Raw genomic sequence first — 19856 nt, forward strand, 5'->3', positions numbered from 1 at the left:
TTGACCGACAAAAAGTACCGACCAAAGATGGATGCATCTGGGGCCGGTTTTTTTGTATGCTTGATTTGCATTGTTGGCAGTCCACTAGAAAACCTGCTAAAAATACCCAGCGACGTATTGACTTCACAACGTTTGGTTGGTATATTATGTAGTGTATTAGCACTCAACATCATTAAGTGCTAAAAAGAGGTGGTAACGATGCTGACCAAACGTGAGATGTTGGTGTTAAAGGAAATAATTAGGCATTACAACGAATCTGGCCAACCCGTCGGTTCGAAGACGATCATGGGTACACTACCGATGAAAGTGTCTTCGGCCACCATTCGTAATGACATGGCGGCGCTGGAGAACGCCGGGCTTATCGAAAAGACCCATTCGTCTTCTGGACGAGTTCCCTCCGATCAGGGCTATCGCTATTACCTGGACCATTTGCTGCAACCGGCGATGGTCAATCCAGAAGATTTGAATATGATTCAACAGATCTTTCATCAGAAGTTTTACCAAGGTGATGATCTAGTGGCGCAATCGGCCAAGATCCTTTCCGAATTGACCCATTACACGGCCATTACGTTGGGACCAGAGGTGAATAATTTACGTTTGTCTGGCTTTCAACTGATGCCTTTGGGTAATCGCCGCGTTTTGGCATTGCTCATTACCACTTCCGGACAAGTGGTCAATAAGACCTTTGTGATTCCGGATACCGTCACTGGCGAGCAATTAGAGGCCGTCATGCGAGTGATTAATGATACGCTGGTGGGCAAGCCTATTAGTACTGTCATGAACCAGTTGGATACTCATCTAGTGCCGTTGATCAGTCGCTATATTCATTCGCCAGACTTCTTCTTGGATGTGGTTCACCGCATCTTGAATGAAGCCAACGCGGATCGATTCCATATTAGCGGTAAGATGAACATCCTGGATTATGCCCAGATGGATGATGTGGACCAGCTGAAATCGTTGTATCATTTAATTGATACAGAAGATCAATTAACGGCGTTACTCAGTTTGGATGACACCACCAACGAACCCAGTGAACATGGGGTGACAGTTCGGTTGGGCCATGAATTTCCTAACCAGCTGCTGTCTCACATGTCTCTGATTCGGGCAACGTACCATGCAGGTGAATATGGGGATGGGATCATTGCCATTCTCGGGCCATCTAGCATGCCATATTCCCGGGTAGTTGGATTGTTGGATCTGTTCCGGGATGAACTGGCTCGGCGGATTGCTGATTATTACCGGGACCACGATTAAATTGACAAAGGGGTTTTGCAGATTGGCTAAGGAGAAAGAATCAGAAACAAAAAAATCAACTTTTCCTGACGAAAAACATGTTCAGGACAAAGATACCGCCGCGCAAATCCATGCCCATGTGGCTGCTGGCCGAGATAAAAAGACCAACGCCACCGAATCCGTTGAGGATCAGGTTTTGGATGAAACCAAAGCCGACCTTGATGAATTGTTAAAGGGTAGCGGCGACACGAAGTTACAACAAGAAAATAAAGAGTTAAAAGACAAACTGGCCCAAACTGAAGATAAATATTTACGGGCTGAAGCAGAGATTCGTAACATGAGTGCCCGTCAGCAAAAAGAAATCAACTCAATGTTGAAATATGATGGGCAAAAATTGGCAAAATCAATTTTACCGGTTGCAGACAACCTGGAGCGAGCTTTGGCCGCAGAGGTGAAGGCCGGTGGGTTAGATCAATTGCATAAAGGCGTCGAGATGACTCAGCAGCATTTGATCCATTCACTGGAGGAAAATCACATCACTGAAATCAAGGCTGCCGGTGAGAAGTTTGATCCCACCAAGCATCAAGCTGTTTCTACTGTCCCTGCTGATAATGACCACCCTGCTGAAACGGTGGTTCAAGTCTTGCAAAAGGGCTACATGCTTCAAGACCGGGTCCTGCGGCCTGCCATGGTCGTTGTGGCACAGTAATCAGATACACAATTAATTTAATAACGAAATGTAAAAGTGAGGTAATTTGAGTATGGCAAAAGTCATTGGTATCGACCTAGGCACCACAAACTCCGCAGTCGCTGTTTTGGAAGGCGGCCAACCGAAGATCATTGCAAATCCAGAAGGTAATCGGACTACACCGTCCGTTGTTGCCTTTAAGGATGGCGAAATTCAAGTTGGGGAAGTCGCTAAGCGGCAAGCCATTACGAACCCAGATACGATTTCTTCTATCAAGCGGCATATGGGCGATCCCAATTACACCGTTAAGGTCGGGGACAAGACGTATAAACCCCAAGAAATTTCTGCGATGATCTTGCAGTATATTAAGAACTTCGCTCAAGATTATTTAGGCGAAGAAGTTAAGGATGCGGTCATCACTGTTCCTGCATACTTTAACGATGCCCAACGGCAAGCCACTAAAGATGCCGGCAAAATTGCCGGGTTGAAGGTGGATCGGATCATTAACGAACCGACTGCTTCTGCCTTGGCTTATGGGGTCGATAAAGATGAGAAGAAAGACGAGAAGATCCTAGTCTATGATCTGGGCGGTGGTACATTCGATGTTTCCATCCTGGAATTGGGCGACGGCGTCTTCCAAGTGCTCTCTACGAACGGGGATACGCATCTTGGCGGTGATGACTTTGACCAACGGGTCATGGATTGGTTGATCAAAGATTTCAAGGCCGACAACGGTGTGGACTTGAGTCAAGATAAAATGGCTTTACAACGGCTGAAGGACGCGGCAGAAAAGGCTAAGAAGGATCTTTCTGGCGTAACCAGTACGCAGATTTCCTTACCGTTTATTTCCGCTGGTGCTAATGGTCCGTTACATTTGGAAAAGACGTTAACCCGGGCAAAATTCGATGAATTAACATCCGACTTAGTGGAAAAGACTAAGATTCCGATGGACAATGCATTGCGTGATGCCAAGTTAACCTATGCCGACATTGACAAGGTCATCTTAAATGGTGGGTCCACTCGGACACCGGCTGTGCAAGAAGCTGTGAAGAAGTGGTCTGGTAAGGAACCTGATCACTCCATCAACCCTGATGAAGCCGTCGCTTTAGGCGCTGCCATTCAAGGCGGGGTAATCACTGGCGATGTTCACGATGTGGTTCTGTTGGATGTGACGCCACTGTCTTTGGGTATTGAAACCATGGGTGGTGTCTTCACGAAGTTGATTGATCGCAATACGACGATCCCCACATCCAAGTCCCAAGTGTTCTCCACTGCGGCCGATAATCAACCTGCTGTTGATATCCATGTGTTGCAAGGTGAACGGCCGATGGCTGCCGATGATAAGACGCTGGGTCGGTTCCAATTAGCGGATATTCCAGCTGCTCCCCGGGGCGTACCGCAGATTCAGGTGACATTCGATATTGATAAGAACGGCATTGTGAACGTTTCTGCTAAGGATCTGGGCACTGGTAAATCACAGAAGATTACCATCCAGAGTTCATCAGGTCTTTCCGATGAAGAAATCAAGAAGATGATGGCCGAAGCCAAAGAAAATGAAGACGCCGATAAGAAGCGGAAAGAGGAAGTTGATCTGAAGAACGATGTCGATCAATTGATCTTCCAAACTGATAAGACGTTGAAAGAACTCAAGGGCAAGGTTTCTGACGATGAGATCAAGAAGGCTCAAGATGCTGAAGACGCTTTGAAGAAAGCCCAACAAGCTAATGACTTGGAGGACATGAAGAAGAAACGGGACGAATTGAACAAGATCGTTCAAGACTTAACTGTGAAGTTGTATCAACAAGCGCAACAGGATCAAGCTGCTTCTGGCGCAGCCAGCGGTGCTGATGCTGGTGCTGGTGCTGCCGACGATAAGAAAGATGGCGGCGACAAAGGTAAAGACGGTGGTAATGGCGACACCGTTGAGGGCGACTTCTCAGAAGTGCACAACGACGATAAGTAATTTGAATTGAACGCCTCAACCATTCAAAAGCTTGCCTTTGGGCAGGCTTTTGTTGTTCTGGCACCTATGGTATATTGGTGACAGTCTGTGTAAATTTTGAACGAATCAAGGAGGACGCCTGATGGCGAAAAGTGACTACTATGATGTGTTAGGGGTCAGCAAGGATGCCAGCGATGACGATATTAAACATGCCTATCGCGAGCTTTCGAAGAAGTGGCACCCTGACGTCAATAAAGCACCGGATGCCGAGCAGAAGTTTAAGGAAATTAACGAAGCCTATGAAGTGCTCAGCGATCCCCAAAAACGTGCTCAGTATGACCAATATGGCGCAGCAGGCATGAACGGTGCCGCTGGCGCCGGTGCTGGCGGCTTTGGCGGCGCCGGTGGTTTCGGAGATTTTGGCGGCGGTGCCGGCGGTTTTGGCGGTTTCGACGACATCTTTTCCCAATTCTTTGGCGGTGGTGCGACAACGCAGAATGCGACTGCACCACGTCAAGGTCAGGATTTGCAGTACCGGATGGATTTATCATTTGAAGAAGCCATCTTTGGTAAAGATACTGAGATCGCCTATGATCGGACTGCCGTGTGTCACACCTGTCATGGTAGTGGTGCGGCGCCGGGCACGAGTCCGGTCACCTGCCACAAGTGTCATGGCTCAGGGTATATTGAAATTCAGCGGCAAACTCCAATTGGTGTAATGCGTACACGTGAAGTGTGTGATGTCTGCCATGGTACCGGTAAAGAAATTAAAGACAAATGCCCAACTTGTCACGGTACTGGTCATGAGCAACAACGACATACCTTGAAGGTGAAGGTTCCGGCCGGTGTTGATGATGGTCAGCAAATGCGGCTAGACGGCCAAGGGGATGCTGGCGAAAACGGCGGTCCTTATGGGGATCTTTATGTCGTCTTTAAGGTAACGCCATCGAAGGAATTTGAACGGGATGGTTATGAGATTTATGTGACTGTGCCGATCACCTTTGCCCAGGCGGCTCTGGGGGACGAGATTAGTGTGGACACGGTTCACGGCCAGGTGAAATTGAAGGTCCCAGCTGGCACACAGTCGGGTACTAACTTCCGTTTACGCGGTAAGGGTGTGCCGAAACTACAGGGCAGCGGTAATGGTGACGAGCATGTGCGGGTGCAAGTGATTACGCCGAAGAACATGAACTCGAAGCAAAGAGAAGCATTGCAGGCATTTTCAGACGCTGGCGGTGACAAGATCAAACCGCAAGAGAAGAATTTGTTTGAGAAGATGCGGGACAAGTTGCGCGGGGACGAGTAGGCATTTAGAAAGTGCGTGCACGGCCGTGCCAATGCTGCGCAAGCTTCGGCGGCATGGGGGCTGGAACGTGGTGACGGCGCTTTGAGCCCGCTGAGGAGCGCGGTCTCAAAGTCGCCTAACAGCATACAATCTTGGCCAAAACCAGGCCAAGATTGTTGCTGTTTCCACCACTGAGCCCCCATGCCACCTTCGCTTGCTCCGCATTGGCACTAGAATCACCCACCACCTTTCAAAATTCTTGTTACTCAAATTTTCAAGAAACAAATTGCGCAATCTTTTACCAATGGTTTTCTCAGCTCTCTGACAAAAATGTCAGGGGGCTTTTTATTTTCTGAAAATGGTTGTATAATACGTTAGCATCCTAACGAAAAGAGGGGATTATGATGACGGCTCAAATTGGACGCTTATTGAAAATTGCGAGTAATCGGCTTTCTTGGGAATTGGATCAGTTTGCGCAACAGCATGGGTTAACGGGGACCCAGATGTCGTTTATTGATTACTTATATCGGGAGACCCAAAATGGCCGTACGATTTTGCAGCGGGACATTGAGCATGAGTTTCGAATTCAGCGCTCGACGACGACGCAGGTATTGCAAGCCATGGAAAAGAAGGGCCTGGTGCGGCGGCAAAACGCGACCTCTGATGCCCGGCAAAAGGAAGTGCATTTGACCCCCGCTGCCAAGGATCAGATTCAATTGGTCCGGCACTATATGCAACAATCCGATCAGACCCTGACTAAAAGCTATTCGGCGGCAGAAGTGCGGTTAATTACGCACTTTCTGCACCAGATTGCCCATATTGATGAGGAGTAAACAATTGACTGAAACAAAACAAAATAACGAACAGATTCCCTGGTACGTCATGTGTGCCATTGTGGCCACTGGTGTCATGTCCCTGTGTGGCACGATCGTTGAAACGGCGATGAATATCACTTTTCCCACCCTGATGCGTCAATTCCACATTACCACCAGCACGGTTCAGTGGATGACCACACTTTACTTGTTGGTGGTTGCAATTATTGTGCCGATGTCGGCTTTTCTGAAACGGCGCTTCACTACGAAAACACTTTTTATCACTGCGAACTTGCTGTTTTTGGCCGGTGTCCTGATTGATGCCGCGGCGCCATCTTTCGCCGTTTTATTGTTGGGGCGGGGTATTCAAGGCTTGGGCACCGGTATCGCGCTACCGCTGATGTTTAATATCATTATCGACCAAGTCCCAATGGCTAAGTTGGGATTGATGATGGGTGTGGGAACATTGATTACCGCTGTCGGCCCTGCCATTGGGCCGACATTTGGTGGATTTGTTGTCGATACACTGGGTTGGCGATTTATCTTCGTATTCCTCACCCCACTGCTGGTGGCGTCATTGGTGCTTGGTATTGTGTCGATTCATCAAAAGAATCCGGTGAGTGCGGCCACTTTGGATGGCCCCAGTGTTATTCTGTTGGCTGTGGCTTTTGTCACGATGATCTTGGGCTTTTCCAGCCTCGGTGCGCAGCCGTTTATCAGCTTGACGGTGGGTGGTATGCTGATTGTGGCAGTGGTCACTTTTGGATTCCTATTGTGGCGGTCAAAGCGGATCGCAACCCCAATTATTAATTTTGGCGTACTGCGGAATCGTGGATTTGCTTCGTTGACGTTTGGTCTGTTTGCCTTTCAGATTGCGACAATTGGCTTATCGTTTATTTTGCCGAATTATATTCAGTTAGTCAATCGGACAAGTGCTAACGCAGCCGGATTGCTGGTGTTACCAGGGGCGCTGTTGGGTGCTGTGATGTCACCGCTGGGCGGTCGGATTTATGATAATTGGGGTGCTAAACCGCCTCTGATGACCGGCATCCTTTTGGCGTTAGGCAGTAATGTCACGCTGGCAATTTTTGCCCATCAGCTGAGTAATAGTCTCATCGCCGTGTTGTATACGGTCTATATGGTGGGATTGGGGATGTCGTTTGGCAACATTATGACTCAAGGCTTGTCTTACTTGACTGGCCCGACCAAGAGTGATGGTAATGCGATTATGACCACCATTCAACAAATTTCCGGTGCGGTCGGCACTGCGATAGTCGCGGCAATTGTCGCGCTGGGACAATCGGCGCCGCATGTGACACAGGCGGTCGGGACCGCTAACGGGGCACAAAATGCATTATTCTTTGTCATTGCGCTTCTGGCCATTGCTTTCGTGCTTTTGATTCAAGTATTGTTTAGAAAAACTGTTGAGAAAGGTTGAGCGCACATGAAAATTATTGTGATTGGCGCCACCGGTATGGCCGGCTCCGCCATTGTCCAGGAAGCATTGCACCGGGGGCATGAGGTGACCGGGATCGCCCGGTCACAGAAAGATTTGGATGAGCTGACTAAGAAAAATCCGGGAATCCATACCCGTGCGGCTGATGTTTTTTCACTTTCTGCGCCGGAATTATCCGGCGCAGATGCAATTGTCGATGCCTTTGCGACGGATCCGGCACATGCTTATCGGCATGTGGATCTGGCCACTCGGTTAGTGACGATGTTTCGAGAAACGATGACACCCCGCCTGGTGTTTATTTTAGGTGCTGGTTCTCTGCAAACGGGCGCGGATCATCATTTATTGGTTGATGACCTGCGCAAACTTCCCCAAAGTGAGACATTTATTGCCGTCCCAGAGAATCAATATGACGAATTACAGTTTCTGCGGACAGTAAAGAACGTGAACTGGGTCGGCGTTTCGCCGAGTCAACAGTTTGCGCCAGGTCCAGCGAAAGAAGCGTTGTTGGGAGAGGATGTGTTGCTCCACAACGCTGCTGGTGATTCGCACACATCAGCTGGTACGATGGCCGTGGCCGTCCTCAATGAAATTGAACAACCCGCCCATGAAGATACTCGCTTTACCGTGGCGGACAAATAAAATGAGTTGTTGAAGGACCGCCCCGGTATCTTGGGAGCGGTCCTTTTCGTATCTTCATCGACGAAACGGCCCAGTCACGCTTAGCGGGATTCCTATGGTATAATCGACAATATTGAACACACGGAAAGTAGGCTGAAAATGGATCGGCAACAAATGATCGAACGGCAAAAACACATTCGTAATTTTTCCATTGTGGCCCACATCGACCACGGCAAATCCACGATTGCTGACCGTATTTTGGAAATGACCCATACGGTGGCGGAACGCGATATGACCAATCAGTTATTGGATAATATGCCTCTGGAGCGAGAACGGGGCATCACGATCAAGTTGAACGCGGTGGAACTGCATTACCAAGCCAAGGATGGCGAAACATACATCTTCCATCTCATTGATACCCCGGGACACGTGGACTTCTCTTATGAAGTGTCGCGTTCTTTAGCGGCGTGTGAAGGTGCCATTCTGGTGGTGGATGCTGCCCAAGGGGTCCAAGCCCAAACCTTGGCCAACGTCTATCTGGCTCTGGATAATGATTTGGAGATTATTCCAGTCATTAACAAAATTGATTTACCCAGTGCGCAGCCAGATGTGGTTAAACAAGAAATTGAAGACATGATCGGTATTGATGCTTCGAATGCCGTTTTGGCCAGTGCTAAAGAGGGGATCGGTATTCCTGAGTTATTGGAACGTATCGTTCATGATTTTCCGGCACCAGACGGCGATTTGGATGCGCCGCTCAAGGCGCTGATTTTTGATTCCAAATACGATAATTATCGTGGTGCGGTCTTGAGCGTTCGCATATTTGACGGGACGGTCAAAGTCGGCGATCGAATCAAACTCATGAGTACTGGCAAAACCTACGAAGTCACCGAGGTCGGTGTGATGTCCCCGACAGCTCAACCACGGGATATGTTGATGGCTGGTGACGTGGGTTATTTGGCGGCCTCTATCAAGACGGTTAAGGATACCCGGGTGGGGGATACAGTCACCTCCGCAGTCAATCCAACGGCCAAAGAATTGAAAGGCTACCGCCAAATCCAGCCCATGGTTTACTCAGGAATGTACCCGGTGGAAAATGCCAAATATGGCGACTTGCGTGAAGCGTTGGAAAAATTGCAGCTGAATGACGCGGCGTTAGAATTTACGCCGGAGACATCCCAGGCCCTGGGTTTCGGGTTCCGGTGCGGTTTCCTGGGTCTTTTGCATATGGATGTGGTTCAAGAACGCCTGGAGCGGGAATTTGATCTAGACTTGATCATGACTGCCCCCAGTGTGGACTATCACGTCATTACCACGGATGGCGATACCCACGTGGTGGATAATCCGGCGGATATGCCGGACCCGACAACGATCAAAGAAATTCAAGAACCGTATGTCAAAGCAGAAATCATGGTACTCAGTGACTACATCGGAGCTGTTATGGAACTTTGCCAGCGTAAACGCGGCGAATACGTCACAATGAATTACTTGGATAAATACCGGGTTAGTATCGTATATGAGATGCCGTTGTCTGAAATCATTTACGATTTTTTCGACGAACTCAAGTCGAGCACCAAAGGCTATGCCTCGTTGGATTACGACATCGTGGGTTATCGCGCCAGCGACTTGGTGAAGATGGATATCCTGATTAACGGTGAACCGGTTGATGCATTGAGTTTTATCGTGCATAAAGACTTCGCTTATCAGCGCGGGCGCGACATCACTACCCAATTGAAAGCCACGATTCCTCGGCAGCAATTTGAAATCCCAATTCAGGCAGCCATCGGCAATAAGATTATTGCGCGGACCACCGTGAAGGCATACCGTAAGAACGTCTTGGCTAAGTGTTACGGCGGGGATATCACGCGAAAACGCAAGCTGCTAGAGAAACAGAAAGCCGGCAAGAAGAGAATGAAGGCCGTGGGCAATGTGGAAATTCCACAGGAAGCCTTTATGGTGGTATTGAAAACAAACGAAGAAGAAACTCACGATCGCTAATTAATAAAAAAACCGCGCCAGACATCGCAAATTTTGTCTGGCGCGGTTTTATTTTACATGAAAATGATTTTGTACAATCCAACGGCCGCGATGGCCGCCAATATGGGTGCGACGACTGGGATCCAAGCATAAGACCACTGGGAATCTCCCTTGTTCTTCAAAGGCATTAGGGCATGAACGATTCGTGGGCCCAAGTCACGGGCAGGGTTTAGCGCGGGGCCAGTAGGACCACCCAAGGAAGCAACCAATGTTCCGACCAGGAAGCCCAAGGCCAGATGGGCGGTACCGAGATTGTTTTGGAAGAAGGGGGCTTTAGTAATCCCGAGTGCAGAGAAAAATAGAATAAAGGAACCGATAAATTCAGTAATAAAACCGTTCGTTTGACTTGCAGTCGCATCGATAGTGGAGAATGTGCCTAAGATTCGTGTAGAGTTGGTGGTTAAATCATAGTGCGGTTTGTAAGCAGCTATCACGATCAGCTGTCCGACAATGGCGCCGGTAAACTGAGCGGCAATGTATGGTGCGACTTCGCTCCAAGGAAACAGCCCCGCGGTGGCCAAGCCCAAGGTGAAGGCAGGGTTGATGTGGTTGCCAGAGATGCTGCCAAACAAGAGGGCAGGGATCATGACCCCAGCACCGTACCCGACTGCGATCAGCATCCAATCGGAGCCGTTCCCTTTTGTTCCTTCCAAATCGACGTTGGCCACGGCGCCGTTACCAAGAATGACCATGATGGCGGTACCAATCATTTCCGCAGCCAATCGCGCGGTGAGTGCAAAATCCATAATAATTTCCTACTTTCTAAATATAAAAAGCGGCGGCTATTTGCGTGGTGCAGCGGGAGCGCGCGAATGGTCACTGCCATGACAAATCAAAATATACGGACAGAAATAATGGCACTTATTGTCCACTTGCCTGATACCCTGCGGCTTGAGCCGCGGCAGCATTGGCAAACGATGTCCGGGCGTTGGCCGGGACGGAGGATGGGACTTGATTCGCCGGATAATAGACGTGATTGCGAGAATCACCGACAACAGATTGGTTGTCTTGACTGGCTGAAGATGTGCTGGCTGATTGACTGGCAGCGGATGAAGATTGGGCTGCCTGTTCCCGAGAAGCGGAAGCGGCTTGGGAACTTTCCTTGGCCGCCTGGGCGGCGGAAGATGAAGCGGCGCTTTGTGCGATCTCGCTATTCTTGGCGGCAATGCTGGCCGACGAAGCTGACGAGGCTGAAGCTTGTGCGGCCAAGGACGATTCCTGTTCAGATTGCGCCTGACTGCTTTCCTGCGCGGCCTGCGCTTCAGCCCGTTCACTGGCCGCTTTAGACGATGATGCGGCCTGCGGATCAGGAGTGCTGGTTTGTTGTGCAGCAGATTCGCGGCCTTCTCCCTGGACGGCTGCCCCGAGACCTGTGAAGGAGAGAACACTCACAATCAGGCCAACGCCCAATAAAGCGGCAGCGCTGCGCCAAGAACGGCGGTGATGGGGACGCACAGCGACAATAATCGACCAAACTAGGCCGACCACTGACGTACAGACGGCGATCGCGAACAAAACCAACAAGACGGTACTCACGGCATCCAGCTCCCTTTCGTCTACTTAATTCTATTATACGAAAATGGGAACATTTCCGACACAAAAACATCCGCATAAATGCGGACGTCAAGACAACCTTTTAATCTTAGTGTAAAGAAAACATGTTGGCAAGTGAATTAATCAATGTTTCTGCGGTGTTGATTGGCGGATGACCAGGTGCGTGGCTAACGTCATCTTCATCGCGATATCCGGTCCTTTTTCAATCAATTGGGCCAGTCGGTCAAACCCTTGGTGGCCCATTGCTTTTGTGTCCACCTGCACAGTGGTCAAGGGCGGTTCCAAGTATTTGGCGATCGAAATATCGTTAAAGCCAATTAATGCCACCCGATGAGGCACATCAATATGAGCTTTACGCAAAGCCTTCAGTGCACCAATGGCTAAGGCGTCACTGGTCGCGAAAAACGCATCGGGCAACTGATCTCCCAGTTGAGCAATGGCAGTGGTCATCATTTCTTCCCCAGTTGCAGGTTTGAAAGGCCCTTTGAACACCCATTCTGGATGGAATAATCCCAGACGGTTCATCGCTTGGGTGAAGACAGCCGGCCGTAAATCAAACCATGGCTGCCCGTCACTCGTTTTTTCAGTTCCTTGGAGCAGTCCAATCCGTTCCAGATGGTGGCTAATGAAAAAGTCCACCACCTGGTTTACTGCCCCAGTAAAATCGGCAACGACACAATCGACGCCGTTGGCGAGCACATCGTCGTCAACAATAACCAGGGGGAGCTGAAATTGTTGCAATAGTTTGCGGCGTTCATCGCCAAATTTTCCAATAGCGATGATCCCCACGATGTTTTTCAACTCGTTTGTGTCCAGTGAATGAAAAAGGCGAATGACGGAATAACCACGTTCGGCGGCAGCTTCCTCCACGCCCATCCGAATCGACAAGTAATACAAATCACTGAGCTCATCGGCTTCGTCCACCCATTGGAGGATGGCAATGCGTTTTTCACGGGGCGGTTGACGTCGATTTTTGGTATATTGCAATTCATTGGCCACTTGGAAGATCTTGCGTCGAGTCTCTTCTGTCACATTCAGGGACTGATCGTAATTGAGCACCCGGGAGACAGTGGCGCTGGAAACTCCTGCACGCGCCGCGATGTCCTTAATCGTGGCCATGGTGTAAACCTCCTTATTTGGCTGACTGGGTTAATGCGCGGACGAATTGTTTGAACCCCGCTTGACCAGCATCATCTCGTTTGAAGACACCCGCGTCGAGCAGGACCCGACGGAAGACTTGACCCACAGCCTGTTGGACAATCCCATGAACATTGTCCGCTGTAATCTGGCCAGCATGAGCATGGGCGAGTTGGTCCGCCCAGGGACGGTGGTATTCCTTCATTGCGTTGGGTTGGCCCAACACAAATTTTTCTACCTCAGCCAACTCCGATTTTAGACGCGCAGGCAAAACAGCCAAGCCCATCACTTCAATCAATCCAATATTTTCTTTCTTGATATGTTGGACATCCTGATGGGGATGGAAAATACCATCTGGGTACTTGGATGATGTTTGATTATCCCGTAGCACCAGGTCCAGTTGATAGTCACCACTTGCAGTGCGGCGGGCGATTGGTGTGACCGTATGATGCTGCGTGCCGCCTGTATAAGCGCGAATATCCAGGGATTCATCAGAATATTCCTGCCAAGCACTGCGAACGTTTTCAGCTGCCGCAATTAGCGGTGCCTCATTACTGGCTGTTAACCGGATGCAAGACATTGGCCAATGCACGACACCACAAGAGACGTCGGCATGGGCGGGCCAAGCAAAGGCATAGTCCAGCGGAGCTACGGCCATGGGAAAGGTATGGCGACCGCCCTGGTAGTGTTCGTGGGCCAGCATTGAACCACCCACAATGGGTAAATCAGCATTACTGCCGACAAAGTAGTGCGGCCAAATATCGACAATGTGCAAAAGATTCACGAAGGTTTGGCGAGTGATATGCATCGGTTCATGAATCGTGTCCAAGAAGATACTGTGTTCATTGAAATAAGCGTACGGCGAATACTGGAAACCCCAATGGTGACCATTAATGTCAAAACGAATGATACGGTGATTACTTCGAGCGGGAAAGTCCAAACGACCTAAATAGCCTTCGTTTTCCAAACATAACTGGCACTGCGGATAGCTGTGATTGCTTTTTTGCTTCGCAGCGGCTGCAATCGCCTTTGGATCTTTCTCCGGTTTGGATAAATTGATGGTAATTTCTAGATCACCATAGTCGGTGGGCGCCAAATAACGAATATTCTTCGCAATTTGGCGGGTTTGAATATAGTCATTGGATTCTGACAGCTGATGGAAATATTCCGTGGCAGCTTGGGGAGAGCGGGCATACTGTTTCCAAAAAGTGCGGTTGACCGTGCTCGGAGTGGGGGTGTAAAGGTCCATTAACTGGGCACCTAAAATATCCCGTTCTGGTGCGGAAGCACCAATTTGATCCTGCTGCTGGGCGAAATCAACCAATTCATTTTTTAGATCAATGGTATTCGTCGTGGTGGTGGTCAATGCAAGGGCACCATCACCGACTAAAGCGAGAACGCGATTCGTGAGATAGACACGATCCAACGCGCCGTAATCTGGATTAGCCGCAATCACCGCTTTAACAAATGCTGCGACAAGTCCGGTATGTTGTGTCATCAGTTAGTCGCTTCTTTCTGCTGGTCTAAATTACCGATCGCCATAACCGTTGGGATGTTTCTCATCCCACTGCCAAGCCGTCGCGATAATTTTTTCCATGTCGTCGTATTGCGGCTGCCAACCAAGAATTTTCTTTGCTTTTTCACTGGATGCCACTAAAACGGCTGGATCTCCGGCACGGCGGGGCCCAATTTCAGCCGGAATCGGTTTGCCAGTAGCCTTCCGAGCCGCATCGACAATTTCTTTATTCGAGAAGCCGTGGGAAGAACCTAAATTGAAAGCGGCCGATTCGTTCCCCTTCGTCAGATATTCCATGGCCAAGATATGGGCGTCCGCCAGGTCGACCACATGAACATAGTCTCGAACATTGGTACCGTCTTCAGTGGGGTAGTCGCCGCCATAAATAGTTAACTTGTCCCGTTTACCAGCCGCAACTTGCAGAATAATGGGAATTAAGTGGGTTTCAGGATGATGGTCTTCACCGATGGAACCATCGGCTTTGGCCCCCGCCACGTTGAAGTAGCGTAACGCAACAAACTTGATCCCGTAGGCCACGTCTGCCCAGTGAATGATCTTTTCCATGGCCAGTTTACTTTCACCGTATGGATTCGTTGGAATTTGCGGATCAGTTTCTTTAATCGGTACTTGCTTTGGTTCGCCATAAGTGGCGGCCGTAGAAGAGAAGACGATCCGTTTCACACCAGCGTCGTGCATCACTTCCAGCAAAGCGGTCATCCCGTAAGTATTATTATCAAAATACTTAAGCGGATTAGCCATTGATTCCGGTACAACGGAGAAAGCGGCAAAGTGGATCACCGTTTCGATGTTTTCCTTGTCGAAGACTTCCCGCATGAAGTGTTTATCGCGGACGTCGCCTTGATAGAAACGGGCTTTCTTATTCACAGCCTTGCGGTGGCCGGTGATCAAATTGTCGACCACGGCCACATCGTAACCCTTATCAATTAACCGATCGACAGTGTGAGATCCAATATAACCGGCACCGCCAAGTACTAATACTGTCATAAACTATTACCTCCAAATGTAATGGGTTCGCGAATTTGTTCTGTGGGTCAAAGGCCAATGGGATTAAAGTGCCACACGGTGGGGACCGTCGGCAATTTCAGCCACATAGAAGTCAGCGGCATAACCGATCTTCTCTTTGTAAGTTGTCGCAACAGCCTTTTCGACAGCTTCGATGGCGTCGTTTTTGACAATTGCAATAGCGCATCCGCCAAAACCGGCACCAATCATCCGGGCACCAATCACACCAGGCTGCGCCCACGCAGTATGCACCAGAGTATCCAATTCGATACCAGTGACTTCATAATCATACTCCAAAGAAATGTGGGAGGCATTGACTAAGTGACCAAATTCGGTTAGATCGTGGTTTTGTAAGGCGTCGACTGCCCGCATCGTCCGTTGGTTTTCAAAAACGGCGTGCCGGGCCCGCTTCAGCAAGGTGGCATCATTAATCAGGTAAGTATCCTCATCAAATTGATCCAAAGACAGTGCCCCTAAGCTCTTCACTGGATCTTTTTTTTGGATCAGGGCCAGAGCCTTTTCACATTCAGCGCGGCGTTCGTTATACTTGGAATCGGACAGCTGGCGCTTTTTATTCGTGTTCATGATGATGATTTTGGCATCACCCAGGTCTAGTTTTTGATAGGCATATTCCATCGTGTTGGTATCCAATAAAATGGCGTGGTTCTTTTTACCCATGGCGATAGCAAATTGATCCATAATGCCCGAATTAACGCCGATAAATTGGTTTTCGACCCGTTGGCCTAACTTAGCCATGGTGACCCGATCCATATCCATGTGGAATTGATCGTTTAACAACATTGCCGTTAACATCTCCAGGGCACTGGAGGAAGACAAGCCAGCACCATCTGGAAGATTGCCCCAGTAGAAGATATCGAAGCCGTGGTCAATCGTGCCGTTTTCAGCCATGAACTTGGTCGTGCCGGCGACAAAGTTTGCCCAATCATTTTCTTTCTTGTTTACAAGGTCATCCAAGTCGATAGTAATGACTCCCTTATCGGGGATGTTGGCGGAGTAAACATGCAACTCACGCGCGCTGATTGGCGCACACACAGCGTATGTCCCTAAGCTGATAGCACAAGGAAAAACATGTCCGCCGTTATAATCAGTATGTTCGCCGATCAAATTGATCCGGCCGGGGGCAAAGTACATTGCTGTGGCGGGTTTGTCGAAGGTTTGTTGGAATTGTTCTAACATTGTTGCTTGATCCATAATGAGCACCTCTTTCAATAATTTTACAGCCTCAGTATAACATGCATTTAGTAAAATTTAGTAAATAATTTGTAACCGTTACAACTTTTTTGGCGAACAGAAAAATTGACCGCAATTCGTGTTTTCTATATGATATGGATAGTCAGCAGGTTTCCAAACCGGGGAAGGAGCATTCCGCGTGTGAAAAAAGCGGGAAAGGTACTGGTACGTGTTCTCCTATTTATTGTGTTTGTGGTGGGGATATTGTTGATCTTCAATGAACCGATCAAAAATTGGCTGGTATCAACAATGTCGGAACGGCAAATGAATGTGTCTCGGCAGCAAATTCAAGAGAACGAGCTGCACAAGGGACAATTCGACTTTGCCAAGGTTAAGAGCATCGATACGACCCAGGTGGTCCAAGCCGCTGTCAACAGTGATGTGAGTGTGATTGGCAAATTGGCCATCCCTGCTGTTGGTATGCGTCTGCCTATTGTGAAAGGCCTTAGTGACGCGGCTTTGTCCACTGGCGGCGGTACGATGAAACCCGATCAGGTTATGGGCGAGGGTAATTATGCCCTTGCCGGCCACTATATGACTAACAAGGGTATCTTGTTTTCTCCTTTAGAAGATACTCAATTAGGACAGCAAGTTTATCTGACTGATTTGGAACATGTCTATATTTATAAGATTACTTGGAAAAAGATTGTCGACCCGACGGCGGTGTACCTGATTAACGATGTGTCTGGGGATACAATGGTCACATTAATCACCTGTGCCGATGGCGGGGTCAACCGGTGGGCCATTCGCGGCCATTTGGTGAGTCGAGAGCCAGCAAACAAACAAACCTTGGCTGTGTTCAGTGCGCAGTAATGTGGTCATTCACATGTTCACAATGACTGGTTGTTCAAGCGTCATAAACCTTCAGAATCTATTTTCCAGATTCTGAAGGTTTATTATTTTGGCCGAAGAAACAACGGTGGGTGTGGTGGTCCCGGCTGTTTTGGTTTGTCCCGGCTTTTGCTATAATGGAAGCCTGTGTTCTGGAAGAAAGACGGAGGGTAATTGTTTGAATCGCTTTACGTGGACTGGCCCCAAAGCCATTGATGAACAGGATCAAGAATTTGCCAAACAAATTGACCAACCCGTGACCATCGCCCATCTGCTACGGCAGCGCGGCGTGGCTACCCCGGCGGCGGTCAATGAATTTTTGCGCCCAGAATTGTCGAATCTGCATGACCCATTTGTTCTACACGACATGCAAAAGGCCTGTGACCGCATTAAGGCAGCCGTTACTGCAGGTGAAAAAATCACCATTTATGGGGACTACGATGCAGACGGTATTACCAGCACGGCCATCATGAAAGAGGCCATTGAAAACCTTGGTGGGGAAGTGGAGTTTTATATTCCTAACCGATTTACCGATGGCTATGGGCCAAACATGGCGGTTTATAAATATCTAGTAGAAACTGGGACTAAGCTGATCGTGACCGTGGACAACGGGATTACCGGCCATGACGAGATTGCTTACGCTCAAGATCACGGCACCGACGTCATTGTGACCGATCACCACGAGTTGCCGACCGTTTTGCCAGAAGCCTACGCCATCGTGCATGCTCGTTATCCCGATACCGCGTATCCTTTTGGTCAGCTGAGCGGTGCGGGGGTGGCTTTCAAAGTTGCCAGTGCATTAATGGAAGACGTACCCGCTGATTTATTGGATCTGGCGGCGATTGGGACGCTGGCCGACGTGATGCCTTTAGTGGATGAAAATCGAATCATTGCCTATTACGGTCTGCAGCAGCTGCAGACCACTGATCGCTTAGGATTGCAGTCATTGTACCAAGTGGCTAAGATTGATCCGTCTACGATTAATGAAGAAACGGTTGGCTTTGTCATTGCGCCGCGGCTGAATGCGCTGGGACGGGTGGATGATGGGACGGTCGGAGTGACCCTGCTCACCACTTTTGATCCGGATGAGGCAGATACGTTGGCACAGCAAGTGGAGGACACCAATACAAAGCGCCGTTCTTGGGTCCAAGACGTGGTGAATCAAGCATTGGTCCAAGCGCGTAATTCGGCCAATCAGCAGCGGCGGACGCTAGTCATTGCGGGTGAGGGCTGGCACGAGGGCATCTTGGGTATCGTCGCAAACCGGATTGCGGAGGATACCGGCAAGCCGACGATTGTCTTGAGTCGGGAAAAGTTGACCGATGATTATAAGGGGTCCGGACGCACGGCTGGAGCTTATAATTTGTTCGACGCGATGGATCCGCACCGTGAAGACTATATTAAGTTTGGCGGTCATGCCGCAGCGGTTGGGTTAACCATTGCTGCTGAGCAAATGGCGAAATTGGCGGCCGTTTTGGAACAAGCGGCTCAGGATCAACAGTTTAAGCCTGGCGCTAAACCAACTAAAGCTGCCGATTTGGCCGTGACAGTACCGCAATTGACATTGGATTTTGACGATCAATTAGCAGTGTTAGCGCCCTTTGGTACGGACAACACCCAACCAATTCTCGCGGTCCAGCCGGAATTAGTCCGAGGTGTTCAAACGATGGGACAAACCAACGCGCATTTACGGTGTCAAATGGTGAGTGGTCAAAGCGTGGTCAATACCGTCGGTTTTAATCTGGCAAAAAGCGGTGCCGGTTTAATGAATGCCCAAGACGTCACGATGTATGGGACTTTGCAGAAAAATACGTGGCAAGGACGGACGACTCCCCAGTTTCAATTAATGGATATTAACGTCGTCACACCTGTTCTGAACGATTTAAGGTCACCCAGCCTCCAACGTTCCCAATTCAGTTTAGATGCGGCCTATGTTTTTTTTCAGAAAGCCTATGCTAAGCGGTTGGCCACATATTTAAACGATCAACCCCGAATAATGTTTGACGACCCCCAACTCAAACAGTACACTAAGCTGGTATTGGTTGATGCGCCGACAAGCATTCAACAGTTACAACAGTTGGGACAAAATGCGGTACCGGAACAAGTATGGGTCATTTTCTATGCATCGCAATCTTTATTAGGTACCGCGATGCCAGACAAGCGGATGTTCGGATCTGTGTTTAACGAGTTCAAAGCGCATACCCCGGTGAATCCAGATCAGTTACCGCAAATTGCCAAGCGATTGCAACTGGATATGGCCACGTTGCGTTTTATAATTCAAGTGTTCTTTGATCTTGGCTTCTTAGCGATGGACGGACAAGCAATCACGTTTCAAAATGATCTGACTCCGCAACCGTTAGATCAGGCGCCGCACTATCAAGCACGGTTAAAACATATTCAATTGGTACAAACCTTACAAACAGGATCGTGGGACAAAGTACGATCGATTCTTAATCAGCAGTTTCATTAACTT

General features: G+C 49.0%; 16 protein-coding genes. 10 read left to right on the forward strand and 6 right to left on the reverse strand.

Features of this window, described 5'->3' with window-relative positions:
* Positions 1-198: 198 nt before the first annotated feature.
* From hrcA to lepA, 8 genes are all read left to right on the forward strand, one after another.
* Positions 199-1254, forward strand: coding sequence for a heat-inducible transcriptional repressor HrcA (hrcA, locus tag FD09_RS07530; RefSeq protein ID WP_057819934.1), 1056 nt, complete (start codon positions 199-201; stop codon positions 1252-1254).
* A 22-nt stretch (positions 1255-1276) separates the two neighbouring features.
* Positions 1277-1942 carry a nucleotide exchange factor GrpE gene (gene grpE / locus FD09_RS07535; protein ID WP_415649344.1) on the forward strand — a complete coding sequence of 222 codons (666 nt, stop codon included), beginning with the start codon at positions 1277-1279 and terminating at the stop codon, positions 1940-1942.
* A 52-nt stretch (positions 1943-1994) separates the two neighbouring features.
* Positions 1995-3884, forward strand: coding sequence for a molecular chaperone DnaK (dnaK, locus tag FD09_RS07540; RefSeq protein WP_057819937.1), 1890 nt, complete (start codon positions 1995-1997; stop codon positions 3882-3884).
* A gap of 121 nt (positions 3885-4005) precedes the next feature.
* A complete protein-coding gene (gene dnaJ / locus FD09_RS07545) occupies positions 4006-5169 on the forward strand; it encodes a molecular chaperone DnaJ (RefSeq protein ID WP_057819939.1) in 1164 nt (387 codons plus the stop codon).
* Positions 5170-5552: 383 nt separating this feature from the next.
* Positions 5553-5981, forward strand: coding sequence for a MarR family winged helix-turn-helix transcriptional regulator (locus tag FD09_RS07550; protein WP_057819941.1), 429 nt, complete (start codon positions 5553-5555; stop codon positions 5979-5981).
* Positions 5982-6030: 49 nt separating this feature from the next.
* Positions 6031-7398 carry an MFS transporter gene (locus FD09_RS07555; RefSeq protein WP_235812241.1) on the forward strand — a complete coding sequence of 456 codons (1368 nt, stop codon included), beginning with the start codon at positions 6031-6033 and terminating at the stop codon, positions 7396-7398.
* Positions 7399-7404: 6 nt separating this feature from the next.
* A complete protein-coding gene (locus FD09_RS07560; protein ID WP_057819945.1) occupies positions 7405-8055 on the forward strand; it encodes an NAD(P)-dependent oxidoreductase in 651 nt (216 codons plus the stop codon).
* Positions 8056-8193: 138 nt separating this feature from the next.
* Positions 8194-10032, forward strand: coding sequence for a translation elongation factor 4 (gene lepA, locus FD09_RS07565; RefSeq protein ID WP_057819947.1), 1839 nt, complete (start codon positions 8194-8196; stop codon positions 10030-10032).
* A gap of 53 nt (positions 10033-10085) precedes the next feature.
* Here the strand turns inward: lepA and FD09_RS07570 are convergent, their stop codons facing one another.
* The 6 genes from FD09_RS07570 to FD09_RS07595 form a co-directional block, all read right to left on the reverse strand.
* Positions 10086-10817 (reverse strand): MIP/aquaporin family protein, encoded by a 732-nt coding sequence (locus tag FD09_RS07570; RefSeq protein WP_057819949.1) that lies wholly within the window; start codon positions 10815-10817, stop codon positions 10086-10088.
* Between the two features lie 115 nt (positions 10818-10932).
* Entirely contained in the window at positions 10933-11607 is a 675-nt protein-coding gene (locus FD09_RS07575; RefSeq protein ID WP_057819952.1) for a hypothetical protein, read from the reverse strand.
* A 141-nt stretch (positions 11608-11748) separates the two neighbouring features.
* Entirely contained in the window at positions 11749-12744 is a 996-nt protein-coding gene (locus FD09_RS07580; RefSeq protein ID WP_057819954.1) for a LacI family DNA-binding transcriptional regulator, read from the reverse strand.
* Positions 12745-12757: 13 nt separating this feature from the next.
* Positions 12758-14260 (reverse strand): UDP-glucose--hexose-1-phosphate uridylyltransferase, encoded by a 1503-nt coding sequence (locus FD09_RS07585; RefSeq protein ID WP_057819956.1) that lies wholly within the window; start codon positions 14258-14260, stop codon positions 12758-12760.
* Between the two features lie 30 nt (positions 14261-14290).
* On the reverse strand, positions 14291-15283 hold the full coding sequence (galE, locus tag FD09_RS07590; RefSeq protein WP_057819958.1) for a UDP-glucose 4-epimerase GalE: 993 nt from the start codon (positions 15281-15283) through the stop codon (positions 14291-14293).
* A 63-nt stretch (positions 15284-15346) separates the two neighbouring features.
* Complete coding sequence (locus tag FD09_RS07595) at positions 15347-16513, reverse strand: galactokinase (RefSeq protein ID WP_057819960.1); 1167 nt, start codon at positions 16511-16513, stop codon at positions 15347-15349.
* 171 nt (positions 16514-16684) lie between these two features.
* Here FD09_RS07595 and FD09_RS07600 point away from each other — a divergent pair, with 171 nt between their 5' ends.
* A complete protein-coding gene (locus tag FD09_RS07600) occupies positions 16685-17365 on the forward strand; it encodes a class A sortase (protein ID WP_415649453.1) in 681 nt (226 codons plus the stop codon).
* Between the two features lie 196 nt (positions 17366-17561).
* Positions 17562-19853 carry a single-stranded-DNA-specific exonuclease RecJ gene (gene recJ, locus FD09_RS07605; protein ID WP_057819963.1) on the forward strand — a complete coding sequence of 764 codons (2292 nt, stop codon included), beginning with the start codon at positions 17562-17564 and terminating at the stop codon, positions 19851-19853.
* Positions 19854-19856 lie beyond the last annotated feature (3 nt).

The sequence above is a fragment of the Schleiferilactobacillus perolens DSM 12744 genome (assembly GCF_001435585.1).
Lineage (GTDB): Bacteria > Bacillota > Bacilli > Lactobacillales > Lactobacillaceae > Schleiferilactobacillus > Schleiferilactobacillus perolens.